This window comes from Pseudomonas sp. ES3-33 (assembly GCF_000952175.1).
In the GTDB taxonomy this organism is placed as follows: domain Bacteria; phylum Pseudomonadota; class Gammaproteobacteria; order Pseudomonadales; family Pseudomonadaceae; genus Aquipseudomonas; species Aquipseudomonas gregormendelii.
Genome location: NZ_JZRI01000002.1, coordinates 31,218 through 57,164, shown reverse-complemented (window position 1 = coordinate 57,164; position 25,947 = coordinate 31,218). Strand labels below are relative to the sequence as shown.

Annotated in this window: 23 protein-coding genes, 1 tRNA gene and 1 pseudogene; 13 read left to right on the top strand and 12 right to left on the bottom strand. The window is 60.5% G+C overall.

Translation table 11 applies throughout. The features are described 5' to 3' along the window. Positions 1-234 precede the first annotated feature (234 nt). Both UB23_RS00285 and UB23_RS00280 read left to right on the top strand, forming a co-directional pair. Complete coding sequence (locus UB23_RS00285; RefSeq protein ID WP_045057389.1) at positions 235-615, top strand: RidA family protein; 381 nt, start codon at positions 235-237, stop codon at positions 613-615. 249 nt (positions 616-864) lie between these two features. After that, positions 865-939 (top strand) — tRNA-Gln (locus tag UB23_RS00280). Between the two features lie 133 nt (positions 940-1,072). Here UB23_RS00280 and UB23_RS00275 read toward each other — a convergent pair. Next, positions 1,073-2,263, bottom strand: coding sequence for a trans-sulfuration enzyme family protein (locus UB23_RS00275; protein ID WP_045057388.1), 1,191 nt, complete (start codon positions 2,261-2,263; stop codon positions 1,073-1,075). After that, a complete protein-coding gene (locus UB23_RS00270; protein WP_045057407.1) occupies positions 2,260-3,636 on the bottom strand; it encodes a pyridoxal-phosphate dependent enzyme in 1,377 nt (458 codons plus the stop codon). The genes UB23_RS00275 and UB23_RS00270 overlap by 4 nt, the downstream gene beginning before the upstream one ends. Before the next feature lie 247 nt (positions 3,637-3,883). On the opposite strand from UB23_RS00270, the gene UB23_RS00265 reads away from it, so the two are divergent. Next, positions 3,884-4,093, top strand: a complete 210-nt coding sequence (locus tag UB23_RS00265) for a hypothetical protein (RefSeq protein WP_045057406.1) — start codon at positions 3,884-3,886, stop codon at positions 4,091-4,093. A 37-nt stretch (positions 4,094-4,130) separates the two neighbouring features. Here the strand turns inward: UB23_RS00265 and UB23_RS00260 are convergent, their stop codons facing one another. Next, entirely contained in the window at positions 4,131-4,661 is a 531-nt protein-coding gene (locus UB23_RS00260) for a glyoxalase superfamily protein (protein WP_045057387.1), read from the bottom strand. A 337-nt stretch (positions 4,662-4,998) separates the two neighbouring features. On the opposite strand from UB23_RS00260, the gene UB23_RS00250 reads away from it, so the two are divergent. Next, positions 4,999-5,505: a DUF1543 domain-containing protein gene (locus tag UB23_RS00250; protein WP_045057385.1), complete on the top strand. Its 507-nt coding sequence runs from the start codon at positions 4,999-5,001 to the stop codon at positions 5,503-5,505. Between the two features lie 84 nt (positions 5,506-5,589). Here UB23_RS00250 and UB23_RS00245 read toward each other — a convergent pair whose 3' ends face one another. The 3 genes from UB23_RS00245 to UB23_RS00235 all read right to left on the bottom strand — a co-directional run bounded on the left by UB23_RS00245 (position 5,590) and on the right by UB23_RS00235 (position 8,250). Further along, entirely contained in the window at positions 5,590-6,924 is a 1,335-nt protein-coding gene (locus UB23_RS00245) for an amidohydrolase (protein ID WP_045057384.1), read from the bottom strand. Between the two features lie 235 nt (positions 6,925-7,159). After that, positions 7,160-7,852: an RES family NAD+ phosphorylase gene (locus tag UB23_RS00240; protein WP_045057383.1), complete on the bottom strand. Its 693-nt coding sequence runs from the start codon at positions 7,850-7,852 to the stop codon at positions 7,160-7,162. Continuing rightward, positions 7,846-8,250 carry a hypothetical protein gene (locus UB23_RS00235; RefSeq protein ID WP_045057382.1) on the bottom strand — a complete coding sequence of 135 codons (405 nt, stop codon included), beginning with the start codon at positions 8,248-8,250 and terminating at the stop codon, positions 7,846-7,848. The genes UB23_RS00240 and UB23_RS00235 overlap by 7 nt, the downstream gene beginning before the upstream one ends. 191 nt (positions 8,251-8,441) lie before the next feature. On the opposite strand from UB23_RS00235, the gene UB23_RS00230 reads away from it, so the two are divergent. The 6 genes and pseudogenes from UB23_RS00230 to UB23_RS30610 all read left to right on the top strand — a co-directional run bounded on the left by UB23_RS00230 (position 8,442) and on the right by UB23_RS30610 (position 13,811). Further along, the gene (locus UB23_RS00230; RefSeq protein ID WP_045057381.1) at positions 8,442-8,876 is read left to right on the top strand and encodes a hypothetical protein; all 435 of its coding nucleotides are present in this window, start codon (positions 8,442-8,444) and stop codon (positions 8,874-8,876) included. Beyond that, positions 8,873-10,333 (top strand): ATPase domain-containing protein, encoded by a 1,461-nt coding sequence (locus tag UB23_RS00225; RefSeq protein ID WP_045057380.1) that lies wholly within the window; start codon positions 8,873-8,875, stop codon positions 10,331-10,333. Before UB23_RS00230 ends, UB23_RS00225 begins: the two co-directional genes overlap by 4 nt. An 8-nt stretch (positions 10,334-10,341) precedes the next feature. Beyond that, on the top strand, positions 10,342-11,361 hold the full coding sequence (locus UB23_RS00220) for a sensor histidine kinase (RefSeq protein WP_045057379.1): 1,020 nt from the start codon (positions 10,342-10,344) through the stop codon (positions 11,359-11,361). A 79-nt stretch (positions 11,362-11,440) separates the two neighbouring features. After that, positions 11,441-12,007 (top strand): nucleotidyltransferase family protein, encoded by a 567-nt coding sequence (locus UB23_RS00215; protein WP_045057378.1) that lies wholly within the window; start codon positions 11,441-11,443, stop codon positions 12,005-12,007. 181 nt (positions 12,008-12,188) lie between these two features. Then, a pseudogene (locus UB23_RS30615) lies at positions 12,189-12,953 on the top strand (MCP four helix bundle domain-containing protein); the annotation flags it as partial. Beyond that, positions 12,948-13,811 (top strand): methyl-accepting chemotaxis protein, encoded by an 864-nt coding sequence (locus UB23_RS30610; protein WP_374091309.1) that lies wholly within the window; start codon positions 12,948-12,950, stop codon positions 13,809-13,811. The pseudogene UB23_RS30615 and the gene UB23_RS30610, both read left to right, overlap by 6 nt. 187 nt (positions 13,812-13,998) lie before the next feature. Here UB23_RS30610 and ilvD read toward each other — a convergent pair whose 3' ends face one another. After that, entirely contained in the window at positions 13,999-15,681 is a 1,683-nt protein-coding gene (ilvD, locus tag UB23_RS00205) for a dihydroxy-acid dehydratase (RefSeq protein WP_045057377.1), read from the bottom strand. Positions 15,682-16,066: 385 nt separating this feature from the next. Here ilvD and mqo point away from each other — a divergent pair, with 385 nt between their 5' ends. From mqo to yecR, 3 genes are all read left to right on the top strand, one after another. Next, entirely contained in the window at positions 16,067-17,716 is a 1,650-nt protein-coding gene (gene mqo / locus UB23_RS00200; RefSeq protein ID WP_045057376.1) for a malate dehydrogenase (quinone), read from the top strand. 356 nt (positions 17,717-18,072) lie between these two features. Beyond that, entirely contained in the window at positions 18,073-18,384 is a 312-nt protein-coding gene (locus UB23_RS00195; protein ID WP_045057375.1) for a DUF6124 family protein, read from the top strand. Positions 18,385-18,846: 462 nt separating this feature from the next. Further along, positions 18,847-19,317: a YecR family lipoprotein gene (gene yecR, locus UB23_RS00190; RefSeq protein ID WP_045057374.1), complete on the top strand. Its 471-nt coding sequence runs from the start codon at positions 18,847-18,849 to the stop codon at positions 19,315-19,317. Between the two features lie 388 nt (positions 19,318-19,705). Here yecR and katG read toward each other — a convergent pair whose 3' ends face one another. From katG to UB23_RS00165, 5 genes are all read right to left on the bottom strand, one after another. Continuing rightward, positions 19,706-21,964, bottom strand: coding sequence for a catalase/peroxidase HPI (katG, locus tag UB23_RS00185; protein WP_045057373.1), 2,259 nt, complete (start codon positions 21,962-21,964; stop codon positions 19,706-19,708). A 228-nt stretch (positions 21,965-22,192) separates the two neighbouring features. Beyond that, positions 22,193-23,206, bottom strand: coding sequence for a proline racemase family protein (locus UB23_RS00180; RefSeq protein WP_045057372.1), 1,014 nt, complete (start codon positions 23,204-23,206; stop codon positions 22,193-22,195). 37 nt (positions 23,207-23,243) lie between these two features. Continuing rightward, positions 23,244-24,032 carry an ABC transporter permease gene (locus UB23_RS00175; RefSeq protein ID WP_045057371.1) on the bottom strand — a complete coding sequence of 263 codons (789 nt, stop codon included), beginning with the start codon at positions 24,030-24,032 and terminating at the stop codon, positions 23,244-23,246. Then, positions 24,029-24,871, bottom strand: a complete 843-nt coding sequence (locus UB23_RS00170) for an ABC transporter permease (RefSeq protein WP_045057370.1) — start codon at positions 24,869-24,871, stop codon at positions 24,029-24,031. The genes UB23_RS00175 and UB23_RS00170 overlap by 4 nt, the downstream gene beginning before the upstream one ends. Next, entirely contained in the window at positions 24,868-25,935 is a 1,068-nt protein-coding gene (locus UB23_RS00165) for an ABC transporter ATP-binding protein (RefSeq protein ID WP_045057369.1), read from the bottom strand. The genes UB23_RS00170 and UB23_RS00165 overlap by 4 nt, the downstream gene beginning before the upstream one ends. Between the last annotated feature and the right edge of the window lie 12 nt (positions 25,936-25,947).

Below are 25,947 nucleotides of genomic sequence, written 5' to 3'. Positions count from 1 at the left end.
TAGGCCATGACCCCGCGCTGCTAGACTCAATCGGCTAATCCTTTGTTGGAGAACCTTCTTCCAAATTCTGCAACTCCCACAGTAATCCCTGCCAGCCACAATGGATTCCTGTTGCCAGTCTCCCTGCGCATGACACAGATCCGCCGCGTCAACCATCCACACCATCGCGCAGCAGCTGTAGACTATGCCCGCTCAAGGCGTACCCCAGCCGATCACTTTATGAAAGAGACCCCCATGGCCAACCAAGACATCACCTTCGTCCCTGATCCCGACGCCGATTCCATCTCCTCCGACGTGGCCGGCTTCGGCGGTCTGCTGGTTTCCACGCAGATCCCGACCCACGCCGATGGCAGCCTGGAGCTGGGCGATATCACCCTGCAAAGCGAATGCACCCTGCAGGCACTCAAGGTTGCGCTGGAGCGCGCCGGCAGTTCCATGGATCGTGTCCTGCACCTGACCATCTACCTCACCGACATGGCCGATCGCGCCGCCTTCAACGAAGTCTACAAGCGCTTTTTCGCCAAGCCATGGCCCGTACGCGCCGCTGTCGGCGTGGCCTCGCTGGCGGTGGAAGGGATGCGCGTGGAAGTCACGGCGATGGCGGCCAAGGGCTGAATCCGATCTGTCCGGCGGCCAGGTCAAATGAGCCAAGTCGCCGGTGCAAACCTGCGAATACGATAAGCAGCTGTTTTAAAACAAAATTATTTCCACTTTTTGCTTCCAACATGGCGCAGAAGTTGGTAAATTTGCGCCCATTCCTGCACAGGGCCTCAGCGGACTGGCAGCGAACGTAGCAACGCTCGCCGTTGCTCACCCGCTTCACCATCAAAAAAGACAGTGCCCAGCACTCGTCGCGATCGATACAGGGGCGTCGCCAAGCGGTAAGGCAGCAGGTTTTGATCCTGCCATGCGTTGGTTCGAATCCAGCCGCCCCTGCCATTTTTCTGATTCATATTCCACTGCACAGACGCACCCATCGACTGTAAGAGCTTGCTCGCGATGGGCGTTAACGCTGGCGCTGCGTACCTGAATTTCCACATCGCTCTTGCTCACATCGCGAGCAACCTCGCTTCTACATTGGGTTGTCGATCCTCTGCAACGCCTGAGCCAGATCCGCACGCAGATCCTCCACGTCCTCAACCCCCACCGACAAGCGCACCAGTCCATCGCCGATGCCCAGTTGTGCCCGGGTTTCGGGCGGGATGGTGGCGTGGGTCATGATGGCCGGGTGTTCGATCAGGCTTTCTACACCGCCCAGGCTCTCGGCCAGGGCGAAGATGTGAACGTTCTCCAGGAAGCGCCTGGCGCCGGCCAGGTCGGTGTTGAGGTCGATGGAGATCATGCCGCCGAAGCCGCGCATTTGGCGTTTGGCCAGCTCGTGCTGGGGATGTGAAGGCAGGCCGGGGTAGTAGACGCGGGCGACTTGCGGTTGGCGTTCCAGCCACTGCGCCAGGTCCAGTGCGTTGCTGCAGTGGCGCTCCATGCGCAGGGCCAGGGTTTTTATGCCGCGCAGGGTGAGGAACGCGTCGAATGGGCCGGCAATGGCGCCGACGGCGTTTTGCAGGAAACCCAGGCGCTCGGCAAGTTCAGGGTTCTGGCCGACCACGGCGATACCGCCGATGACGTCCGAGTGGCCGTTGAGGTATTTGGTGGTCGAGTGCAGCACGATGTCGAAGCCCAGCTCCAGCGGGCGCTGGATCCACGGACTGGCGAAAGTGTTGTCGGCCACGCAGATGATGCCTCGCGCGCGGCAGATGCGGGCAATCGCGGCGAGGTCGGTCAGGCTCAGCAGCGGGTTGGTCGGCGTCTCGACCATCACCATCCGCGTGTCGTCCTCCAGGGCTGCTTCGAAGGCGGCCAGGTCCGTCATGTCGACGAAGCTGAAACGGTGCCCGGCGCTGCGTTTGCGAACTTTGTCGAACAGGCGGAAGGTACCGCCGTACAGGTCATTGCCGGAGACGATGTGGGCGTTGGCGTCGAGCAGTTCGAGCACCGTGGAGATGGTCGCCAGCCCCGAGGCGAAGGCGAATGCCTGGGTGCCACCTTCGAGGTCTGCGACGCAACGCTCCAGGGCAAAGCGCGTCGGATTGTGGGAGCGGCCGTAATCCAGGCCCTTGTGCACGCCGGGGCTCTGTTGCAGGTAAGTGGAGTTGGCATAGATCGGCGGCATCAACGCCCCGGTGGATGGGTCCGGCGTCTGCCCCGCGTGAATCACGCGAGTGGCGAAGGCGTGGGCCGGGGCGTTTTCGTCATGCTGGCTCATGCAAGGGATCTCCGTAGGTGGTTGAGCAGGTCGAAGCGGGTGATCAGGCCGTGGAAGCCCGAGGCGTCAGCGATGATCGCCACCAGCCCGCGGTCGAGCTCGGCTTGCAGTTCCGCCAGGCTGGCAGCGGGTGCGAGGGTCTGGACTTTGTCGGTCATGGCGCTGGCGACGCTGAGGCGAAAGTGCGAGGGGTCCTCCTGCATGCCGAACAGGATGTCGGATTCGTCGATGACGCCCACCAGTTGCTTGCCGTTCACCAGCACCGGCAGTTGTGAGACATCGGCCAGGCGCATGCGCTGGAAGGCGGTGAGCAAGGTATCGTCCGGGCCCACGCTGATCACCCGGCCGTCTTCGAAACGCCGCGCGATCAGGTCGCGCAGGTCGCCGTAGCGTTTGTACTGAAGCAGGCCCTGATCATTCATCCACTGGTCGTTGTAGACCTTGGACAGGTAGCGGGTGCCGGTGTCGCAGACGAAACTGACCACGCGCTTGGGCTGGGTTTGTTCGCGGCAGTAACGCAGCGCGGCAGCGAGCAGGGTGCCGGTGGACGATCCACCGAGAATGCCTTCGACCCGCAGCAGTTGGCGCGCGTGATCGAAGCTTTCCTCGTCGCTGATCGAGTAGGCCTTGCGCACGCTGGACAGGTCGCAAATGGAGGGGATGAAGTCTTCGCCGATGCCTTCCACCGCCCACGACCCGGGCGTGCCGAGCGTGCCGCTGCGGCTGTATTCGGCCATGACCGAGCCGACTGGGTCGGCCAGGACCATTTCCAGGTCCGGTTGCACCCGTTTGAAGAAGCGGGTCAGGCCGGTCAGGGTGCCGGCAGAACCGACGCCGACGACGATGGCGTCCAGGTCGTGCTGGGTTTGCGCCCAGATTTCCGGCGCGGTGCTGCATTCATGGGCGAGGGGGTTGGCCGGATTGTTGAATTGATCGGCGAAGAACGCGTCGGGAATGTCCTGGGCCAGGCGTGCGGCCACGTCCTGGTAGTACTCCGGATGGCCCTTGCCGACATCGGAACGGGTGATGTGCACTTCGGCGCCCATGGCCTTGAGGTGCAGGACCTTCTCGGTGGACATCTTGTCCGGCACCACCAGTACCACCCGGTAACCCTTGGCGCGACCCACCAGTGCCAGGCCGAGCCCGGTGTTGCCGGCAGTCGCTTCGACGATGGTGCCGCCGGGTCTGAGGCGCCCGTCACGCTCGGCCGCGTCGATCATGGCCAGGCCGATGCGGTCCTTGATCGAGCCGCCGGGGTTCTGGGATTCGAGTTTGAGAAACAGGGTGCAGGGGCCGGTGTCGAATCGGCTGACACGCACCAGCGGCGTGTTACCGATCAGTTCGAGCACGGCAGGGCGGGAGTCGCTTGGCATGTCATCACCTCGCTTGTTTATCGGCAATGGAGGGTCAGTGATTGGATCGCGATAGGTATGGAAAGGACCATAGGTCGGGATGGCGTGGTTGGCAACCACGGGGCGCACGGACGGGTTGTGGCAATAGCCGCGCTGGCATGCAGGGATACCGGCGGTCAGGCCGGTTGAATCTTGCACGATGCCCGCACTCGATGTTTCACAGGGCTTGGCTCTGCAATGGCGGTGCTATCCGCCCGGGGTTCACTCAATGACATCGGTCGAAGACTTCAGAATACAATCGCACTCGCTCCTGATCGAACTGGACGCCGCAACAATGGGCATGATGCTGCTGGTATCTGCCCGATGCGTTTCCGGGCCTGCGTGGGATGAAGCGACCCAAAGGCACCACGATGCGTATGCGCTGTGGAATGCCTTTCTCAATGTTCCGGATTCGGGTCTCGACGCGGCGAATCAGTGAAAAAGCGGACCGCTGTCGGCGGTCCGCCGTGGCAGTGTCAGGCCTGGCAAAACCGGATGCGGTTGCCGAACGGGTCATGGACTTCAAGGATCTTGCCCCAGCCTTGCTCGACGATATCGGGCCGGCCATAGCCGTAGCGCTTGGCCTGGAGTTCGTCACGGAACATTTCAATATTGTCCATCTGGACAAAGGTCGTCGCGCCCGGGCTCGCATCGCCGTGATGCTCCGAGAGATGCAGTTGCAGGCTACCGCGCTGGATCCCCAGATACAGGGGCAGATCCGCTTCAAAACGATGCTCGAACTCCACGCTGAAGCCGAGGAAGTCGAGGTAGAACTCCCGCGCCTTGGTTTCGTCAAACATTCGCAGGATCGGAATGGCTTTAGTGAAGGTGACCGCCGTTTGCCGGACTTGCGCAGGTAGCAGCGCCGCAGCGGTGTTCCAGTCCTTGTAGCCCAACTGGTGGGCAACCAGTTCCAGCGCCATGGAATGGGACGCTTGCTGGTCGTGCGCTTGCAGTGAGGCGCGCAGGCGCTTGGCCATTTGCTTGGCTTGTTCGATAGAAATCATCACAGCTCCTTTGATCAAGGCATGTTGGTGCTCGCGTTGCCAAACCTCGACCGTCAAGAGTTGCGACTGGATTTGGGTAATGAATACATGCTTTCACCCTTCCTTGCGGAAGCGAGCGGCGGGCAGCATCGGCCCGCGCTGATAGTACACAGCCGCTGGCGTGTGGGGAAGAACCTGCCCACTTACGTAAGCTGGACCTCGCGTCGTGAGTCGTGGTTGCCCGCCTTTGCGCTGGACAGGCACTATGAACAGGATCGGGAGTCTTCTGGACGCTTTGAGCAATAGCAACTGCGGCGCCTCAGGGGAGCGGTAGTCTGGCGTAATCAGGAGGACGGTAATGCTGTTTGTGGTGATGCTGGGAGGCAAACATCCCAGGGCGCGGATTGAGGTTCATGATGTTGTGTTTGCCGTTGCGGATGACCTTCAGGGTACCTATGGGCAATTGCGAGAAGGCTGGTTTGGCCATCCAGCCGGCGTGCACATCGACTCGTGGATGCGCGTCGATGGTGTGGAAGGATGGAAAGTCGAGTTGAGTCCGATGGCACCGGCAGCGGATTCACCGCGCCTGTACTTCATCAACCTGGGTGGTTATGAAACATCGGTGTTTGGTGAAGCTCACCATTACCTGTTGGTGGTCGCCCGGAACAGGAAAGAAGCCGCTGCCAAGGGCAAGCGCCAAATGCCGGCACACTGGAGTCAGTCGCATACTGATGCGCTGATGGACGTGGATGATTGCCTGCCGATCGACCTGGTGGGGGGGCGGTATATCCATCTGGTCGAGGGTGAGCACAGCGGGATCATCCAGGGGAACGACTACATCGTTCTCCCACAGGGGCATGCGTAACCTAGTGTGGCGCATAACCCTGTGGGAGCAAGGCTTGCCCGCGATGAGGCCGCCTCGGTCACCTGATTCCAGCGTTGTGAATACTCAGGATTTGCCCTTTGCGCGCTCGGGATAGTTCAGCACGAACTGCACGTGCGCCTTCACCCCGGTCGCGAAGGTGGCTTCATCGACGGTGAAGTACGGGCTGTGGTTGTTGGGCGCTTTGGACATGTCCTGGCCTTCAGGGGTGGCGCCCAGGAATACGAACAGGCCGGGTACCTTCTGGGCGTAGTAGGAAAAGTCTTCGCTGGGCGACAACGATGACTCAAGCCGCTGGACCTTGCCCGACGCGGCCAGCTCCAGTGCCGGCACCATGTCTTCGGTCAGGGTCGGGTCGTTGATGGTCACCGGGGCATTGTTCACCAGCAGCAACTTGGCTTCGGTTCCATAAGCGCTGGCGATGCCACTGACCAGCGGCGGCATTTTCTGCAGGATGCTGTCGCGTATGTCGGCGTTGTTGGTGCGGATAGTCCCGGTCATTTCCAGGGTTTCGGGAATGATGTTCGCCGCCGAACCGGCATTGATCGTGCCGACACTGATGACCCCCATTCCCTTGGTCAGATCGATGCGTCGGCTGACCAGCGTCTGCATCGCGGCAATGATGCCCTGGCTGGTGACAATTGGATCGTTGCCGCTCCAGGGAGCTGAGCCATGGGTCTGCTGCCCCTTGAGCTGGATGCGGAATGAATCGCTGCTGTTGAGCACCGTACCGGCCTTGTAGAAGAGGTGCCCGCTCGGGTAGCCCGCCATTACGTGCAGGGCAAATATCGCCTCGACTTTGGGCGAGTCCATGGCGCCATCGCGAATCATTGCCTGGGCGCCGATCAAGGTATCGGTCTGGAACTCGTCCACATCGGCCGCGCCTTCTTCGGCTGGCTGGAACAGGAAAACGACAGTGCCGCGCAGTTGATCGCGATGCTCGGCCAATACCTTGGCTGCACCCAACAGCATGGCGGTGTGTGTGTCATGGCCACAAGCGTGCATCACCGGCACGGTCTTGCCCAGCCGCACACCGGTTGCCTGGCTGGCGAAGGGCAGGTTGGTCGCCTCCTTGACCGGCAGCGCATCCATGTCGGCGCGCAGGGCCACCACGGGCCCAGGCAGTGCGCCTTTGAGCACGCCGACCACGCCCGTCTTGCCGACCTGGGTGCGCACTTCGATGTTCGAGGCCTTGAGCTGAGCGGCGACCAGGGCAGCCGTCTTGACCTCCTGGTTGCCCAGCTCTGGATGCTGGTGAATGGTGCGGCGCAGATCAATGACTTGCTGGTTGACCGAGCTGACTGCGGAATCCACCCAGTCCAGGTCAGTCGCCTGGCTCGAAGGGGCGCCAAGTGCAGTCAACAATGCCAGGTACAGGGGAGCTAGGATCGGACGCTTCAAGGTGAGGTTCTCGCTGTGTTTTTATTATCCGGCAGACATTGCCGCACCCAAGGGTATGGGCTCGCACGCGCAGCGGCAAAGGCCAATGACCGGTAATCGCACGGCTTTTGCTGTTTTTTCCCGAGGTTCGCTTGGGGTGAGAAAAGTGTGCAGATTGTGGACAGTGCTCAGCATTTTCCGGATAGCGTCGACCGGCTTTTTAACGAGCGGGATGCAAGTATCGACCTGTCAGTGCTCAGGCCTCGTGTATCTGGTTGACCCCGGTGATCTGCCCGTTCCAGATCATCTCGTAATGGGCGCTCTGGATGATCGACAACACGGGCCTCGGGGTCATCAGTGCCCAGCAGTGGTTGCCCTGCAAGCGCACCGACCGGTAGCGCAAGCCGGGGCAACCTGCCAGCTTCAAGGCCTTGCCCAGGCGCTGGGATGACGCGTAATCGTCGGGCGCGTAAATCGCATCGTTCATCGCCACGGTGGTGGCATCTTTCATCGCCGCATCGACGAACGAACAGGACAACCCACGGAACACAAAACGTTCATAGTTCAAACCACGGACGTTCGACCAGTACAGGCTCTGGTGATGTTGCACTTCCGCCAGGGCAGTTTCCATCGAGGCTGCCAGGTACAACACGCCAAAGCTGCCATCGCTGAAGCGCGAGCCGCCCGGGTTGACGTGGGTGAAGGGCGCGGTGGCGTAGGAACAGCCGGGAATGCCGAAGGGGATTTCGCTACCCGCAATCATCTCCAGCTGACCGAGTTCGTTCCTGAGCCTGGGGTTGGTCAGTGCCTGGATCTGATAGAGCGCTTCGAACTCCCGGGCGTCGGCCACGTCATCGAACAAGTCGATGGGCGGGAACTTCGAATTGACCAGGCGATAAGCCTGTACCGGCTCCCCAGCGAGGGTCGGCAACTGCTCCAGGGTCACCATTGTGCACCCCGCAGGACGTCGATCCGGCGGAAGGTCTCATAGAGCGAGACCATGTCCCCCTGGGACATGATCTCCAGGGGCGAGCGGCCGTTGAAGAACTCGTTGTGATTGGCCATGGCGGGGAAGCCATAAACATTGTCCGGGTTATCAAACACCAGGCGTAGCGCGGCGTGGATGTTGAGGACAAAACTGATACGTTGCATCTGATCGGCATCCAGCGCCACCGACCAGTCAGGGTCACGTTGTTTGGCGCGGGTGTGGGTGCTGCGGGAAATACGCAGGATCCGGCAGGCCTGCTCGCTGGACGCTGCCCATTTCTCAATGATCCCGACCGCCGCCCGCAGGCCGGCCACGCATTGATCCTTGGAAAATGCCTGTGCAGGAAGGGCGTTGGCCATGAAATATACCTCACTTGATAATCTATGGATCAAGTTATAGGCTTTTTGCGTCTACAGATCAAGGCGCTGCTCGACTGGGCAGTGATCATCGCCAATGGCTGCGGCGTCCCCCGCCAGCCTCGTGGTTAATTGACTCCCGACGCGTCCATAGGGTGTACCATCAAGGTCTGTTCACCAGATATCAGTTTGCCATGACCACGCAAAGCCAAGAGAGCCGCCGGATCGTAGCTTCTCTGGCGCACCGTGTTGGCCCCAACGCCGACTCCGCAAGGATTGCCCAGGCGCTGGCCACCACTTTGCAGGATATGGACGCAGCCCTCGCGCCGATCATCGGCAATCAGGGGGTTGTCGCGCTTTACCGCCGCAGCCTGCATCTTTGCACCGCCCGGCACCCGCAATTCGCCGCCACGTGTGCCAGTGTTCCGGCGTCGATGGATGTGCTTGCCCTCGGGTCGGTGCTCGTCGAGCAGAGCGATGCCGATGCGTTGCTCTTCAGCGAAGTCATGCTGACCATCTTCTACGAGCTGTTGACCACGCTGATCGGGCCCTCGCTCACCGCACGTTTGCTTCGTGACGTGTGGGGACCTTCCCTGAGCGACACCCCTTCGCAGGAAATTTCGCCATGAGCACCAAAGTAACTATCAACCGTCTGGCCACGGGCGTGCCAGGACTGGACGAGGTGCTGGGCGGAGGATTACCGGAATTTTCGTTCAACCTGATCGCCGGCCCTCCGGGCTGCGGCAAGACCACCCTGGCGCATCAGATGATGTTTGCCCTGGCAACCCCTGAACGCCCGGCGCTGTTCTTCACCGTGCTTGGCGAACCACCGCTGAAGATGCTGCGCTATCAACAGCAGTTCGACTTCTTCGACAGTGAAGCCATCAACCACTCGGTGCGCTATATCAACCTGGCCGACGATACCCTGGCCGGTGATCTGGACGAAGTGCTGCGGCGCATCGTCAGCGAGGTGCAAACCCACTCGCCGGCCCTGGTCTTTGTAGACTCGTTCCGCTCGGTGGTACTGGCCAGCCAGACCCAGGACAACCCGAACAACAATCTGCCGCAGTTCGTCCAGCAACTGGGCATGTTGATGACCACCTGGCAGGCGACGACCTTCCTGATTGGTGAGTATTTCACCGAAACCGACACCAACCCCATCTTTACCGTGGCCGACGGCCTGATCTGGCTGCGCCAGAGCGTGCAGCGCAACTCCATGGTGCGCAAGATGGAAATCATGAAGATGCGTGGCCAGCCGACGATGCCTGGACTGCACACCTTCCGCATCGCCACATCGGGAATAAAGGTCTTCGCACCGGTTGCAACCGAACACTTCGAAGTACCTCGGGCACCTGTCGGCGAGCGCCTGAAAATGGGTGTGCCGCAACTTGATGAGATGCTCGGCGGTGGCCTGCCGCGGGGCTATTCGCTGCTGGTGGCCGGGCCTTCGGGTTCGGGCAAGAGCATCCTCGCCGCGACCTTCCTGGCCGAAGGTGCGCGCAATGGCGAAACCGGCGTGATTGCCGTCTTTGAACAGCGTCCCAATCATTCGCAGAACGCCACCCTGGCGAGCCTGATCGAGGCCGGCAAGGTCGGCCTGGTGGATAGCCGCGCGCCCGACCTGTCCATCGATGAGATCGTGCATTTGCTGCTTAGCGAAATCCGTCGCCTGAAGGCGACCCGGGTGGTTATCGATTCATTGTCAGGTTTCGAGCTGGCGCTGGCGCCGACCTTTCGCGAGGATTTCCGCGAGTCGCTGTCGCGGATGGTCACTGCGTTGACCGGTGCCGGGGTGAGCGTGCTGATGACTTCCGAGCTGGAAGACCGCTACACCGACCTGCGATTCAGCCCTTACGGCACGGCATTTCTCACCGACGCGATCATCGTGCAACGCTACATCGAAGTGCAGAGCCGCCTGTTGCGCATCATGGCGGTGGTCAAGGTGCGCTCAAGCGCGCACTCTGACGAGCTGCGCCTGTACCGCATAGACAAAAACGGACTGCAGATTGGCGACCGCTTGCCGGATCAGGAAGGTTTGCTCGGCGGCCGCCCAACCCAGCGCCACACCGACCTCGACAATGGATGAGGAATATCATGGACGAGGCTGATGGCCGGAACGAAAAAGCGCTGGCGACTGCCGCTCGTGAATTGTTCCTGCTGGGGCAGAAAACCGTTGAAGCACGGGCAGTGCTGGTGGCCCTGCAAAAGGAACTGAGCGAGGCCAACGCCCAGCGCCTGGACAATCAGCAGGTCGAGCAATTGATCGAGGCCAATCAACAGCTGGTGCTGGCGATCCTGTCGGCGCAGTCCGATGCCGACAAAAACCGGCGTACCGATAGCGAGCAGCAGCTGTTCCTGGAAATGCGCGAAGCCAACGAGCAGTTGGTCATTGCAGCCCTCAGTGCGCAACAACTGCAAGCCTCGGCCGAACACACGCTTTTGTTGCAACGCAACACCCTGGCGGTGGTGGCCCACGAGTTGCGCAATCCGCTGACGCCGATCAGCATGATCGCCGGTCGCCTGGTACGCGTGCCCAGCGCAGAGCTGCCGCGCATGCAGCTACTGATTGAGGGGCAGGTCAGGCATATGTCGCGTCTGGTGGAGGACTTGCTCGATGTGTCCCGTGTCAGTACCGGCAAGTTGCGACTGGATTGCTGCCTGGTCGATATGGTCTCGATCATCGACGACGCCGTCGAAGTGTGCCGGCCGGTGATGCGCGCTCACCGGCTGCAGTTCACGGCCGATGTGCCGCAGCAACCCCTCAGCGTCAATGGCGATGCCGTGCGCCTGACGCAAATTCTCGGCAACCTGCTGGGCAACGCCGTCAAATACACCCCGGCGGGCGGCGTCGTCACGTTAAGGGTCACAGTCCAGGGCCGCGAGCTGCGGATGTGTGTTGGTGATAACGGCATCGGTATTTCCGCCCAGGCGCTGCCCCATATTTTCGAGCCGTTCGTGCAGGACATTACTGCCGTCGGCTTCAACGGCGCCGGGCTGGGCATCGGCCTGACCGTGGTGCGTGAGCTGGTCGAAGCGCACGGTGGCCGCGTGACCGGGCACAGCACAGGCGATGGCCAGGGCAGCGAGTTCGTGGTGACCTTGCCACTGGTTTAAGACCTCACTGATGAAAAACTCGCTTGTTTTGCGGTATCGTCCTGCTTCCAGGGATCTGATTGCTGACAAGGAGTTCGCCATGGTACTGACACCCGATCGTCTGATGGAAATCGCCCGGACCAACCCGGCCAACGTCGAGATCCTCGACCGTCTGCCGGCCCTTGGCCTGAAGCAGTGCATGCTCACTGCCGGCTGCCTGTTCCAGGCCGTATGGAACCATCACGACGCAAAACCCGCCGCGTGGGGCATCAAGGATTACGACGTTTTCTACTTTGACCAGGACTTGTCCTGGGAGGCGGAGAACGACGTCATCCTGGCGGCCAAGGCGCTGTTTCAAGACCTCGACCTCAACATTGAAATCAAGAACCAGGCCCGCGTCCACCTGTGGTACGGCGAGCGCTTCGGCGGGGCGTACCCACAGCTCAATTCGGCGAAGGAGGGCATTGATCGCTACCTGATCGAGGGCACCTGCATTGGCGTGGATGTGCTGAGCGGCGAGGTGTATGCGCCTTATGGCCTGGATGATATCGAGAAGGGACTGTTGCGGATCAATCCGGTGAACCACCAATTTGATCTGTTCGAAAAGAAAGCGCTCAGCTATCAGGCGCGCTGGCCTTGGCTGGAAATTGTCTATCCGGGTGTTTGAGGCCCTCATAGGCTGCGCCGGCGGCGTTTCTCCTTGGGCAATACCTTGACCTTGCGATCGTTGCTGGCTCAACCGGGGAGCCAAACGCTCGTTTGCAAATAGCCTTCAATTAGCGCTTCACGCAGTCGATAACCTGATCAGAACAGCCATCTGCAGCATGGCTGCACCCAACTGATCGGGGATGCACAGAGTGTCGATAAAAATACGTTTGATACTGCTGATTGGTACCGGTTTGCTGACGGCATTGATCATGAGCCTGGTCAGTTATGTGGGAAACACGCAGATGGCGGAGGCGGTGAGCGATAGCGAAGTCAGCATGGCCGCGCTGCGCAATCACCTCGAAGCCGACATGATGCATGACGCCCTGCGCGCCGACGTGTTGTCGGCGATGCTGGTTGGCCTGGGAAAGAGCAACAGCAGCCAGGCCGAGGTGCGCAACTCCATCGATGAGCACGCGGGCCATTTCCGTGAAGTGCTGGGCAACAACCTCAAGCTGCCGGTCAACACCACCATCCAGGCTGGCCTCAATCAGATCAAGCCGAGCCTCGATACCTACATCAGCGCCGCGGAGCGGATTGTCGGGCTGGCGCTGGAAAATCCTTTGGCTGCGCAACAGGAACTCGGCACGTTTAATGCCGCGTTCAGCCAGCTCGAAGACCAGATGGCTGCGCTCAGCGAACTGATCGAAACCGATACCCAGCAAACCAGCGTCGGTACGCAACAGGCCATCAGCAACGCCAATATTGCCCTCGGTGGTGTGCTGATCGCCAGCCTGTTGTTGCTGCTGGTGCAGGGGCGCTGGGTGCTGCGCAGTATCATGGGCCCGCTGCAAACCGCCAGTCGCATCGCCGACAGCATCGCCCACGGCCACCTGAGCGAGGCAATTGCCGAACCTGCCGGCAAAGATGAAGCCAGCGCCCTGATTCGCAGCCTGGCGACCATGCAGCGCGACTTGCGCGGTATGATCGAGGTCGTGCGCAGCAACGCCCACGGCGTGAGCGGCATGAGCGAACGGTTAAGCAATGGCTGCCATGAGGTAGCTGACAGCAGTCAACAGCAAAGCAGTGCCGCCAGCACCATGGCCGCAGCCGCGAGCGAAATGACCGCCAGCATCGAAGAGATCACCCGGCATGCCGAGCGTGCGCTGAACATGGCGAACCAGGCGGAAAACCTGGCCAAGGAAGGCGGCCGGGTGATCCATCAAGTGGTCAGCGACATGGATGGCATCGCTCGCTCGGCGCAGCAGTCGGCGCAGGTCATCCGCACCCTGGACAAAGAGTCCGAAGGGATTTTCAGCATCATCCAGGTCATCAAGGGCATTGCCGACCAGACCAACCTGCTGGCACTGAACGCCGCGATTGAAGCCGCCCGCGCCGGAGAGCAGGGCCGTGGTTTTGCGGTGGTAGCTGACGAAGTGCGCAGCCTGGCGGGGCGTACCAGTGCGTCGACCCAGGAAATCGCCGGCATGGTTGCGCGCATCCAGCAAAGCACCCGCGAAGCGGTCAGCAGCATGGAAGCGGGGGTGGCTCAGGTCGACAAGGGGATGGCGGTGACCGCCGAGGTCGAGCGGGCGATCCGGGAAATTCTCGATGCCACGCTCAATACCACCCAACTGGTCAACGACATCACTCGCACCATTGGCGAACAAAGCCTGGCCAGCAACGAAATCGCCCATCAGGTGGAAATGATTGCCGGGATGTCAGAGGGCAACAGCCGTGTGATTGGCGAGACGGCCAACACTACTGATGAGCTGGCGAGCCTGGCAGGGCAGTTGTCGCAGTCGGTGAACAGGTTCCGGCTTTGAAGCCGTGACCGGCCCTGGCACAGCCTGCGATCCTTTGATACTGCTGTGTCCTCTGCCCAAAAATGCATCGGAGGTTTTTTCACGCCTGCAACGAACTCGCTGGAGGCGCAAAACCCTTGTCCGCTGCGACTCCCTGTGGGAGCGAGCCTGCTCGCGATTGCGATCATGCAACCAGTCCGGAATCGGCTCAGAGATATTTATCCGTCACAGCGCCTTCCGAGGCGCTGGACACGGTCTTCGCATATTTGGCCAGCACCCCGCGTTTGTACTTGGCCTCCGGGCGCACCCAAGTCGTCTTGCGCCTGGCCAATTCAGCCGCCGCAACTTCCACGGTGATCTGCCGGGTTTCGGCATCGATAACGATTCGGTCGCCATCCTCGATCAACGCAATCGGCCCGCCCTCGAATGCCTCCGGGGTGATATGGCCCACCACGAATCCATGGGAGCCGCCAGAGAAGCGGCCATCGGTGATCAGCGCTACTTCCTTGCCCAGCCCCTTGCCCATGACCGCCGAAGTCGGCGAGAGCATTTCGCGCATGCCGGGTCCGCCCTTGGGTCCTTCGTAGCGAATCACGATCACATCGCCTGCCTGCACCTCGCCGTTGAGAATGCCCGCCAGCGCGCCTTCTTCACCGCGATAGACCCGGGCAGTGCCTTCAAATCGCAGGCCCTCCTTGCCGGTGATTTTGGCCACCGCGCCATCGGGGGCCAGGTTGCCGCGCAGCACGACCAGGTGGGAGTCCTTCTTGATCGGCTGGTCGAAGGGCAGGATCACGTCCTGGCCGGCCACGTAATCGGCAACATCGCGCAGGTTCTCGGCCAGTGTCTTGCCGGTCACGGTCATGACATCGCCATGCAGCATGCCGGCGTCCAGCATACGTTTCATCAGCGGCTGGATGCCGCCGATGGCTACCAGTTCGCTCATCATGTACTGGCCGCTGGGCCGCAGGTCGGCCACCACCGGCGACACTTTGCCCAGCTCGACGAAATCATCCAGCGTCAGCTCGACGTCCACGGCGTGGGCCATGGCCAGCAGGTGCAACACGGCGTTGGTCGAGCCGGCAAGGGCGATCACCACGCGAATCGCGTTTTCAAAGGCCTTGCGGGTCATGATGTCCCGCGGCTTGAGGTCGAGCTTGAGCAACTCCATGACCTGTTGCCCGGCGCGGAAGCTGTCTGACGTCTTGTCGGTACCCACCGCATCCTGGGAGCTGGAACCGGGAAGGCTCATGCCCAGGGCCTCAATGGCCGCAGCCATGGTGTTGGCCGTGTACATCCCGCCGCAGGAGCCAGGGCCGGGAATGGCCACTGCCTCGATCTGCTTGACCTGGATCTCGTTGATATCGCCACGCGCATGCTGGCCCACGGCTTCGAACACGGAAATGATGTCGGTATGGCCCGCACCCGGGCGAATGGTGCCGCCATACACAAAGATCGAGGGGCGGTTCAGGCGTGCCATGCCGATCAGGCAGCCGGGCATGTTTTTGTCACAGCCACCCACCGTGACCAGTCCGTCGAAGCCTTCGCAACCGGCCACCGTTTCGATCGAGTCAGCGATGACCTCCCGCGACACCAGTGAGTACTTCATGCCTTCGGTGCCGTTGGCGATGCCGTCGGAGATGGTGATGGTGTTGAAGATCACCCCTTTGGCACCCGCCGCATTCGCTCCGCGTTCGGCCTCCCGCGCGAGCTTGTCGATGTGCATGTTGCAAGGGGTGACCATGGCCCAGGTCGAGGCAATGCCGATCTGCGGCTTGGCGAAATCCTCGTCGGTAAAACCCACGGCCCGCAGCATGGCGCGCCCCGGCGAGCGCTCCACGCCGTCGACTACCTGAGAGGAGTATTTGCGCAAATCGGGTTTGTCGCTCATTTAGATGCCTCGCCGGCTTGGGTGAAAAAACACCTTGAGTATAGTGGCCCGGACGTCTGCAGCCGGACCAGCGAGTCGGGAACAGACGCGCGGGTTTGTCCTGACGTGATATTCTTTGCAGTAACTTGGTTCGATCCATTCAGTTTGCGTGTCCATGCGACGCGCCAACGGAATCACTGTCGCTCAAGCAGCTGAAGCCAATAAAGATAAAAAGTCAGTTCAGTAGGGACATATAAACTGAGGTCGATGCACTCAATCGGCCTTGTGTGCCCACCCTCCAATCCAGCGGCGCGAGCACCCACGACATCCTGCCTGAATGTCGTGAAATACGGGGCCCGAGACTGCGGATGGCAGGGCGGATGGCGTTTTATCATAGGTGCTACAGATGTTTAAGAAAATGAACACGGCCCTGCTTGGGCTGGCTTTGTCGATGGGGATCACGTCCGCTCAAGCGGAAGAGGCAAAGAAAGTCGATGTGCTGCTGATCGGCGGCGGCATCATGAGCGCGACCCTGGGTGTCTGGCTCAACGAGCTGGAACCCGGCACCTCGATGGAAATGATCGAGCGTCTGGACGGCGTGGCCCTGGAAAGCTCCAACGGCTGGAACAACGCCGGTACCGGTCACTCTGCCCTGGCCGAGTTGAACTACACCCCGGAAGACGACAAGGGCAATGTGTCGATTCCCAAGGCCGTTGAAATCAACGAGGCGTTTCAGATCTCCCGTCAGTTCTGGGCCTGGCAGGTTCAGCAAGGCGTGCTGAAGAACCCGCGTTCGTTCATCAATTCCACGCCACACATGAGCTTTGTGTGGGGCGACGACAACATCAGTTTCCTCAAAAAGCGTTACGAAGCCCTGCAGGCGAGCCCGCTGTTTGCCGGCATGCAGTATTCCGAAGACCCGGCTGTGATCAGCAAGTGGGTGCCGCTGATGATGGAAGGGCGTGACCCGAAACAGAAAGTTGCCGCCACCTGGTCGCCAATCGGTACCGACGTCAACTTCGGCGAAATCACTCGCCAGTTCGTCGCGCACCTGCAGACCACCCCGAAGTTCGACTTGAAGCTGTCCAGCGAAGTGCAGGACATCACCAGGAACGAAGACGGTACCTGGCGCGTCAGCTACAAAAACCTGAAAGACGGCAGCAAGTTCGAAACCGACGCCAAGTTCGTCTTCATCGGCGCTGGCGGCGGTGCCCTGCACCTGCTGCAGAAGTCCGGTATTCCTGAAGCCAAGGAGTATGCAGGCTTCCCGGTTGGCGGCTCGTTCCTAGTGACCGAGAACCCGACCATCGCCGAGCAACACCTGGCCAAGGCCTACGGTAAAGCCTCCGTTGGCGCACCACCGATGTCGGTTCCGCACCTGGACACCCGTGTCCTGGACGGCAAGCGTGTCATCCTGTTTGGCCCATTCGCGACCTTCAGCACCAAGTTCCTGAAAGAAGGTTCGTACCTGGACCTGCTGACCACCACGACCACGCATAACGTGTGGCCAATGACCAAGGTCGGCATCAAGGAATATCCGCTGGTCGAGTACCTCGCCGGCCAGCTGATGCTGTCGGACGAAGACCGCCTCAACGCCCTGAAGGAATACTTCCCGAACGCCAAGGCTGAAGACTGGCGCCTGTGGCAAGCCGGCCAGCGCGTGCAAATCATCAAGCGTGACGAAGCCGCCGGTGGCGTGCTGAAGCTGGGCACCGAGATCGTGGCTTCGCAAGACGGCTCCATCGCCGGCCTGCTGGGCGCCTCCCCAGGTGCATCGACCGCCGCGCCGATCATGCTGACTGTGCTGCAGAAGGTGTTCAAGGACAAGGTCGCTTCCCCGGCCTGGCAGGAAAAACTGCACCAGATCGTGCCGAGCTACGGCACCCAGTTGAACGGCAGCCCTGAGAAAGTGGCTGAAGAGTGGGCCTATACCGCCAAGGTACTGCAACTGACTCCGCCGCCGGCGATGGGTCAGGTAGCGGCTCCGGTGGCTGCTCCGGCTGATGCCGAGAAGGCTGCTCCGAAGGCTAACGCTGCAAGTGACATGGCTTTGTAAGTAGAAGCGCTGTTGAAGAGCCCGCTGAACCGGTGACGGTCAGCGGGCTTTTTTGTGGGTGTTGTTATGGGAGGATCGCCAGCATGGAGGGTTCCAACCACGGCGCTTGCACTTCGCAAGCCTCATCGCTAACCTTGCCTTGCCGCTGCAAATTCAGCGGACGGGTGTGGTAGCCCGGTTATTTCATAGACCCAGAACGCCTCAGGGCGTTTTTTTTGCTGGCTGCTTTGTGGCGGCTGTGCATGGGAGGCTTCGGCCTGCCGGGTTCCTATGACCGGTCTACCACCCTGTGTACAGTCGCCTCCTCACTTTGCGTGGTAGCGGGTGAAGAGGAACTCATGTCATAGGAGTTCCACATGATCAAAGAAACCCCGAATCCTCCGAAAACGGATGGTCACACAGAAATCGATTCAACGTTTGAATCCCGTAAACCAGCCATGGCAAAACGCTGTGCTCCTCCAATGTTTATCATCGCCCCTGATGTAAACGCTGAAACGTTACTAACCCACGCTTGCGAAACCCTTGCCTCGGCCGGCGTCATGGCCAGTGAGTTGGCTTTTCTCCTCAGCGGTCCGAAATGCAATTTGGCATTGGGTATTCTACAGATGATTTCGTTGGCAGAATTGTCGGTGGATCGGTTGTTGGATGAACTTGAACTTGAGAAATAGCCGAAGGTCTTGGAAGGCCTAGCGAAAATAAGCCTGCCAGTAGAAGCACTGTTGAAGAACCCGCTGAACTGGTGACGGTCAGCGGGCTTTTTTGCGGGTGTTTATTATAGGAAGTAGGAAGGTTCTGACGGGTAGTCGGAAGTTGGGATATGAAACTTCATTGATTGATGATCGGGGCCGGGAGTTGTCTGGCATCAAGTTGGTTGAATAAATCTGCCTGATTTAGGGTGAGCTATTAGAAGTCGCGATGAACTTCTTGAGTACTGTTTTCCCTGGTCAGGAAGACCCACAATGGCGTTATGGAACATCGTGCCCTCGTGGTTCGAAATCGAAGACCGGACAACTCACAATATGGGCTATCAGGCGGACGTGCACGAATACAGCTCAATGACTTCGCAAGCTGCTACAGTAAGGCGTATTGCCACTATTTGATGCAGTCGCCGACTGAAAAGGATTTTCTCGATGTATAAGCTGATTTTGCTGGTCATGCTGGCCGTAACAATCACTGGCTGCTCCACCCGCAAGGATTTTTACGCCACAGGAGGCAGTCGGGCAGATGGCTCGATTGATATGGCTTACGATTTCAGACCCTTTGAAACGCCTATTGTCGACATCAACCAGGCTGAATCGATCGCGACCAACAAATGCGCTGTCTGGGGTTATCAGCGGGCGGAGCCATTTGGAGGGAAAACCCAGATTTGCCAGACTCGTGATGGATGGGGAAATTGCACCGCTGGCCAGATAGTCGTCAAATATCAGTGCATCGGCAACATCACGCCGTCAACTCAGGCAGCAGCGCCCGCAGTCACACCCGTTCCGGCAGGAATCATGTCGGCTGCCCAGTACAAGGAAACTAGGTTGAAGGCATTGATGGAAAAGAACCTGCCTTATAGCGAGTACCAGAAGCAGTATCACGCGATCATGGCGGAGTAGTTTTTGTGGATATAGCAGCGGATAATCTGCCTCCGCGCCCCGGCTGGTAGTCTTTAGTGCAGCTGCCGAAGGCAGACAGCGACTACCTGCAGGAGCGGCAGAAGGTCGTAGGGGACGAGGGACGATTCAACTATGATGCGACGCGGTCGGCATCTGATCCGTATTTTTCATCGCCATCTGCATCTGTAACGCAAACAGTCTGCGGCTCACAATAACTGCATATTGAACAGGCAGGAGCACCCTCATGGGCAAGATGGCGATTTTCCTCGGTGGTTTTCTCGTACTGACGGTGCTGATCGGCGCTCTGGCCACGATCTCGCCGGTGTAGCCTTCGCGCCTCAAAGCAAAACGCCTCCAGCAGGAGGCGTTTGCGTTTCAGGGCTCAGGCTTATTTCACATCGAACCGATCCAGATTCATCACCTTGGTCCACGCCGCAACGAAGTCCTTGACGAATTTTTCCTGGCTGTCGCTGCTCGCATAGACTTCGGCAAGCGCCCGCAACTGCGCATTCGATCCAAACACCAGGTCCACACGTGTCCCGGTCCATTTTACCTGGCCCGTCTTGCGGTCACGTCCCTCAAACTCCTGCGCGTCGTCCGAGGTGGGTTTCCATTCCACGCCCATGTCCAGCAGGTTGGTGAAGAAGTCGTTGGTCAAGGCTTCCGGCCGTTGGGTGAACACGCCGTGCCGGGTCTGGCCGGCGTTGGTGTTCAGCACCCGCAGGCCGCCAATCAGCGCGGTCATTTCCGGGGCCGTGAGGGTCAGCAGTTGGGCCTTGTCGATCAGCAGTGCTTCGGCCGGTACGGTGTAGCGGGTCTTGAGGAAGTTGCGAAAGCCATCGGCGACAGGTTCGAGGAAGGCGAAGGACTCAACGTCGGTCTGTTCCTGGGTTGCATCGGTCCTGCCCGGAGTGAAGGGCACGGTGAGGGTGACCCCGGCATTCTTGGCCGCCTGTTCGACGCCGGCGTTGCCCGCCAAGACGATCAGGTCCGCCAGCGAGACTTTCTTGCCCCCGTTGCTGAACTCGTTCCGGATGCTTTCAAGTTTGGCCAGCACGCTGCCCAGTTGCTCCGGCTGGTTGGCGTGCCAGGATTTCTGCGGCTCCAGGCGCAGGCGTGCGCCGTTGGCACCGCCGCGTTTGTCGGAGCCGCGGAATGTCGAAGCCGCCGCCCACGCGGTTGAAACCAGTTGCGAGACGGACAGGCCGCTGGCCAGGAGCTTGCCCTTGAGTGCGGTGACATCGCTGTCATTGATCAGCTCGTGGTCGACTTCGGGGATCGGGTCCTGCCACAGCAGTTCTTCGCTGGGCATCTCCGGCCCGAGGTAGCGCGATAGCGGGCCCATGTCGCGATGGATCAACTTGAACCAGGCGCGAGCGAAGGCGTCGGCGAGTTGGTCGGGGTTCTCCAGGAACCGCCGGGAGATGGGTTCGTAGATCGGATCGAAACGCAGCGCCAGGTCCGAGGTGAGCATGGTTGGGTTGCGGCGTTTGTTCGGGTCGTGGGCATCAGGAATGATGCCGGCGCCGGCGCCGTTTTTTGGCGTCCATTGGTGCGCGCCGGCCGGGCTTTTGGTCAGTTCCCAGTCGAAGCCGAAGAGGTTTTCCAGGTAGTTGTTGCTCCATTGGGTGGGCGTGGTGGTCCAGGTCACTTCCAGGCCGCTGGTGATGGTGTCCGGGCCTTTGCCGGTACCGAAGCTGTTTTTCCAGCCGAAACCTTGTTCCTCAAGGCCCGCCGCTTCCGGCTCCGCGCCAACATTGTCCGCAGGGCCGGCGCCGTGGGTTTTGCCGAAGGCGTGGCCACCGGCGATCAGCGCGACGGTCTCTTCGTCGTTCATGGCCATGCGGCCGAAGGTTTCGCGAATATCCAGGGCCGACTTGACCGGGTCTGGCTCGCCTTCCGGGCCTTCGGGGTTGACGTAGATGAGGCCCATTTGTACGGCGGCCAGGGGTGTTTCCAGGTGCCGACCGGGTTCGACCCTGCTGTCTTCATTTTCTCCGGGCTCGGCAACCAGTGGGCCTTCGCCGGGCTTTTGCATGGGTTCTTTGTGACCTTGATCGTAGCGACTGTCACCCGCCAGCCACTTGTTCTCCGAGCCCCAGTAGACGTCTTCATCCGGCTCCCAGACATCCGGACGGCCGCCGGAGAAACCAAAGGTCTTGAAGCCCATGGATTCCAGCGCAACGTTGCCGGTGAGGACGATCAGGTCAGCCCAGGAAATGTTGCGCCCGTACTTTTGCTTGATCGGCCACAGCAGGCGGCGGGCCTTGTCCAGGCTGACGTTGTCCGGCCAGCTGTTGAGGGGGGCAAAACGTTGCTGCCCGGAGCCCGCTCCGCCACGACCATCAGCGGTGCGATAGGTGCCCGCGCTGTGCCAGGCCATGCGGATGAACAGCGGCCCGTAGTGCCCGAAGTCCGCCGGCCACCAGTCTTGCGAGTCGGTCATTAACGCGTTCAGGTCTTGCTTGAGCGCCTGGAAGTCCAGGCTCTTGAATGCCTGGGCATAGTCAAAGCCTTCGTCCAGCGGATCGGACAGGGACGAATGCTGGTGCAGGATCTTCAGGTTCAGTTGGTTAGGCCACCAGTCGCGGTTCGTCGTGCCACCGCCAGCGGCGTGATTGAACGGGCATTTCGATTCATTTGCCATGTGTGAGCTACCTTTGGGTGATCATCCGGGCTATTCGCGCCTTGTGGGAACGGCCAGCTTGTGGCGCCAGAGCAGCCCTAAGGGTAGACCCGAGTTGGGCACTCAGCTAATAGGTGGAGTGTTAGGGGACGATAGGGAAAGTCTCTTACACAGGGTGTCGGGCGGTTGCGAGGATGCGCGCGCCGCAGAGGGGCATGCCCGGCGTGGTGCGCCGGGCGCGGGCAGTGGTCAGTTAACGACGAAACCTGCACCGACCGGGTCGTTACGCTCAATGACCCAACGCGAGGTCCCCAGGATACTCGCGGTGCCCTTGACGGTCGGGCGCACCGCACGGGTACCGTTGAGGTCGACTTCACCCAACAGGCAGCCTTCAAACGTGCCGCTGCCCAGCAAGCCTTCAGACAGGATCGGCTGGTTCAGCCCGAGTTTGCCCCGGGCTTCGAACATCGCCATCATCGCGCTGGTGCCCGTGCCGCCTGGGGAGCGGTCGAGCTGGCCAGCGCTGAACACGTGGACGTTCTTGTAGAACGCTCCGTCGATGGTTGCCGGATGCCAGAACGTGATGAAGTTGAGGTCGTTGATGTGCGCCTCGGTGGGGTGCTGGATCTTCAGTTGTTTCTGGATCTGATCCCGCGCCAGCAGACCGAGGCGCGACAGTTCGCTGCCGTTCTCCGGGCTGATGCGCAGGTCACAATTGGTCAGGTCGACGATGCCGAAGTAATTGCCGCCCCAGACCAGGTCTGCCTTGAGGTCGCCATAGCCTGGCAGGTGCACCGGAATGTCCTGGGCCGCCACGTAGGCCGGGACGTTTTCGAAACGGGTCCAGAGGACTTTGTCGCCTTCAGATGCGACTTCCGCGACCACCAGCCCTGCGGTGGTTTCAAAGCGAATTTTGGTGATGCCATCAGCACCACGCGGGACCAGGCCCAGGGCAACCATGGCCATGCTGACGGCGATCGTGCCGTGGCCGCACATGTGGGAATACACACTGCCGTCCATGTAGATCAGGCCTGCGTCGAATTCACTGCTCGAAGGCGGGGTGAGGAAGACGCCGAACATGTCCTTGTGGCCGCGAGGTTCCCGCATCAGCGCCTTACGCAGCCAGTCGTAGTTCTGCTCAAGAAAGGCACGCTTGGCCAGAATGGTCGAACCTGTGGGGTAGGGGATGCCGCTGTGCACGATGCACAGTGGTTCACCTTCGGTATGGGTATAGATGACATCGAACGTGTCTTGCATACGCATGACTGAACTCCTGGCTTGCGGGATTTAGGGGTGGGATTTATTTGCGTTCTGACAAAAGATCGAGACCGATACACAGGTCCAGAATGATGACGGCAATGACGACCACGACGATGGTCGCCCCTGAGGCGGCAGCAATGGTTGGGTCGACGGTGTACTGCACATAGTTGAAAAGCTTCACCGGTATGGTGTTCAGGTCCGGGGTTGTGTTGAAGATCGACAGCTCAACGTTGATCCACGACGAGATGAAGGCAAAGATAGAACCGGTGACGATCCCGGGCCGGATCTGTGGCAGCACCACCAGAAAGAAGGTTGCCCAGGGGGTACCGCCCAGGTCACTGGACGCTTCCTCCAGCGCACGTTGCTCTGGCGTCAGCATCGACAGCACCGAGCGCAACACGAAGGGCGAGATGATGATGGTGTGGCCGATCAGCAGCGCGAGGAAGCTGCGGGTCAAGCCGAAGTAGCCACCAAACTGCAGCAGCGCTGCGCCGAGCACGATATGCGGGAACACCAGCGGGGACGTCAGGGCAGCCAGGATCGCCTGTTTTCCGGCGAACTCGTAACGCGCAATCGCCAGGGCCGCCGGCACGCTGAGCAGCACTGCAACACATGTCGCGACCAACGCCAGGACCGTGCTGGTGGCAAACGAGGCCACATAGCTTGGGTCGCTGAGCATCTTGGCGTACCAGTCCAGCGTCCAGCCTTGAGGCGGGAATGCGAGGAAAGAAGAGGCGGGGGAGGAGACGCCCATGATCACCACCAGGGGCAACAGCATGTAGCCGAGCACTGCCCAGGCCACCAGGCGAACCAGCATTCGAGTGATCATTGATTGCTCCCTCTGACACTGCCAACCCGACCGGCAAGGCCGACCATGACCAGGGTGAAGATCAGCAGCACCACGCTCAGGGCGCCGCCGTAGTTGAAGTCGAATACCGAGCTGTATTGCTGGAAAATCAACATCGACAGCACCGAGATCCTGCCGCCCGACAGCAGTGCCGGGGTGACATAGGCACTGGCTGCCAGGGTGAACACCATGATCGAGCCGGAGATGATGCCAGGCATAGTCAGTGGTAGCACCACGTGGAAAAACGTGGCCCGGGGACTGGCGCCGAGATCTTCGGAGGCTTGCTCGTAGGCCGGGTCGACCTGCGCCAGGGCATTGCCTGCCGCGAGCACGATGAATGGCAGGAGGATGTAGACCATGCCGATCAGGATGCCCAGCTCGGTGCCGAGAAACCGCACTGGAGTGTCGATCAGGCCAGTGTCCATCAGGCTCTGATTCACCAGGCCCTTGCGCCCCAGCAGCACCATCCAGCCGAACGAGCGGACGATGTTGCTGGTGAACATCGGCACCACCAGCAGGATCACACAGGCGCGCCGCCAGGCCCGCCACTTCACGACACGCACCAGGTACCAGGCCAGCGGGTAGCCCAGCAGCAAAGACACCAGGGTGGTCAGCGCGGCGATGCGGAAGGTCACCAGGATGACGTCCCAATGGTACTGATCGCCCAACACCCGAATATAGTGATCGACGGTAAAGGCCTGGTCCGCGCCCTGGGTGAAGCTGGCGAAGATCACCACGGCAAACGGCGCAAGAAAGAACGCCGCGAAAAATGCCAGGGCTGCAAAGAGCATCAGCAGCGGGGCGAGCGTCTTGCGTTTCATACCGACTCCCCGATCGGGTGCAGATGAGCGGGGTTGAAGCCCAGGCGCACCGTGCTGCCGGCAACCATGTCCGGCCCTGGAAAGCCCATGGTGCGCGCGATGATCATTTGCCCGTCAATCAGGGCATGGATCAGCGTATGGCTGCCGACGGTAACGACGTCGCTGACGGTACCGTGGATTTCGTGGCAGCCGGGCGTCTCGGCAGCAGCGGGTTCCAGCACCTGCAAATGTTCGGGGCGCAGCACGGCCACGCCTTGTGACGGGATGGCACTTGTGTTGCGCACCAGCGGTTGGTTGCGGATACCCAGGCGTATTTCATCGTTGCCGGTGACCTGGTAGTCGATGAGATTGGCTTCGCCGATAAAGTCAGCGACGAAACGCGAAGCCGGTGCGCTGTAGATGGCGCTGCTGGTACCGGTTTGTTCGATGCGGCCGGCATTCATCACCACGATACGATCGGCGATGGTCATCGCCTCTTCCTGGTCATGGGTGACGAAAATAAACGCAATCCCCAGCTTCGCTTGCAGATGCTTGAGCTCCAGCTGCATGCGTTTGCGCAGTTTCATGTCGAGCGCCGAGAGCGGTTCGTCGAGCAACAGCAATTTCGGTTTATTGACGATGGCCCGGGCCAATGCAACCCGCTGCTGCTGGCCGCCGGACATGCCGCTTGGGTAACGCTCGCCCAGCGCTTCGAGGCCCACCAGCGCCAGCGCTTCACGAGCCCGTTCGCGGGCTTCGCCACGGTTGACGCCCTGGCGTCGTGGGCCGTAGGCGACGTTTTCCAGCACCGTCATGTGCGGAAACAGCGCGTAGTTCTGAAAGACCGTGTTCAGTGGCCGACGGTAGGGTGGCAGGCGACTGACGTCCTGGCCGTCGATCGCAATGCTCCCGGAATCAGGCTGCATGAAACCGGCGATCGAGCGCAGCAGGGTGGTCTTGCCACAGCCGCTGGGACCCAGCAGGACGATGAACTCGCCCTGCTCGATGTCCAGGTTGATATTGTCCAATGCCTGGTAAGGCCCAAAGTTCTTGCAGACGCTGTCGATGCTCAATAAAACTGACATTGCAGACCTCTT

What these genes read in the sequence shown, in the direction of transcription:
- UB23_RS00285 (WP_045057389.1), top strand. Translation starts at nt 235, where the DNA reads ATGGCCAACCAAGACATCACCTTCGTCCCTGATCCCGACGCCGATTCC.
- UB23_RS00275 (WP_045057388.1), bottom strand. Translation starts at nt 2,263, where the DNA reads ATGAGCCAGCATGACGAAAACGCCCCGGCCCACGCCTTCGCCACTCGC.
- UB23_RS00270 (WP_045057407.1), bottom strand. Translation starts at nt 3,636, where the DNA reads ATGCCAAGCGACTCCCGCCCTGCCGTGCTCGAACTGATCGGTAACACG.
- UB23_RS00265 (WP_045057406.1), top strand. Translation starts at nt 3,884, where the DNA reads ATGACATCGGTCGAAGACTTCAGAATACAATCGCACTCGCTCCTGATC.
- UB23_RS00260 (WP_045057387.1), bottom strand. Translation starts at nt 4,661, where the DNA reads ATGATTTCTATCGAACAAGCCAAGCAAATGGCCAAGCGCCTGCGCGCC.
- UB23_RS00250 (WP_045057385.1), top strand. Translation starts at nt 4,999, where the DNA reads ATGCTGTTTGTGGTGATGCTGGGAGGCAAACATCCCAGGGCGCGGATT.
- UB23_RS00240 (WP_045057383.1), bottom strand. Translation starts at nt 7,852, where the DNA reads ATGGTGACCCTGGAGCAGTTGCCGACCCTCGCTGGGGAGCCGGTACAG.
- UB23_RS00235 (WP_045057382.1), bottom strand. Translation starts at nt 8,250, where the DNA reads ATGGCCAACGCCCTTCCTGCACAGGCATTTTCCAAGGATCAATGCGTG.
- UB23_RS00230 (WP_045057381.1), top strand. Translation starts at nt 8,442, where the DNA reads ATGACCACGCAAAGCCAAGAGAGCCGCCGGATCGTAGCTTCTCTGGCG.
- UB23_RS00225 (WP_045057380.1), top strand. Translation starts at nt 8,873, where the DNA reads ATGAGCACCAAAGTAACTATCAACCGTCTGGCCACGGGCGTGCCAGGA.
- UB23_RS00220 (WP_045057379.1), top strand. Translation starts at nt 10,342, where the DNA reads ATGGACGAGGCTGATGGCCGGAACGAAAAAGCGCTGGCGACTGCCGCT.
- UB23_RS00215 (WP_045057378.1), top strand. Translation starts at nt 11,441, where the DNA reads ATGGTACTGACACCCGATCGTCTGATGGAAATCGCCCGGACCAACCCG.
- UB23_RS30610 (WP_374091309.1), top strand. Translation starts at nt 12,948, where the DNA reads ATGCAGCGCGACTTGCGCGGTATGATCGAGGTCGTGCGCAGCAACGCC.
- ilvD (WP_045057377.1), bottom strand. Translation starts at nt 15,681, where the DNA reads ATGAGCGACAAACCCGATTTGCGCAAATACTCCTCTCAGGTAGTCGAC.
- mqo (WP_045057376.1), top strand. Translation starts at nt 16,067, where the DNA reads ATGTTTAAGAAAATGAACACGGCCCTGCTTGGGCTGGCTTTGTCGATG.
- UB23_RS00195 (WP_045057375.1), top strand. Translation starts at nt 18,073, where the DNA reads ATGATCAAAGAAACCCCGAATCCTCCGAAAACGGATGGTCACACAGAA.
- yecR (WP_045057374.1), top strand. Translation starts at nt 18,847, where the DNA reads ATGTATAAGCTGATTTTGCTGGTCATGCTGGCCGTAACAATCACTGGC.
- katG (WP_045057373.1), bottom strand. Translation starts at nt 21,964, where the DNA reads ATGGCAAATGAATCGAAATGCCCGTTCAATCACGCCGCTGGCGGTGGC.
- UB23_RS00180 (WP_045057372.1), bottom strand. Translation starts at nt 23,206, where the DNA reads ATGCGTATGCAAGACACGTTCGATGTCATCTATACCCATACCGAAGGT.
- UB23_RS00175 (WP_045057371.1), bottom strand. Translation starts at nt 24,032, where the DNA reads ATGATCACTCGAATGCTGGTTCGCCTGGTGGCCTGGGCAGTGCTCGGC.
- UB23_RS00170 (WP_045057370.1), bottom strand. Translation starts at nt 24,871, where the DNA reads ATGAAACGCAAGACGCTCGCCCCGCTGCTGATGCTCTTTGCAGCCCTG.
- UB23_RS00165 (WP_045057369.1), bottom strand. Translation starts at nt 25,935, where the DNA reads ATGTCAGTTTTATTGAGCATCGACAGCGTCTGCAAGAACTTTGGGCCT.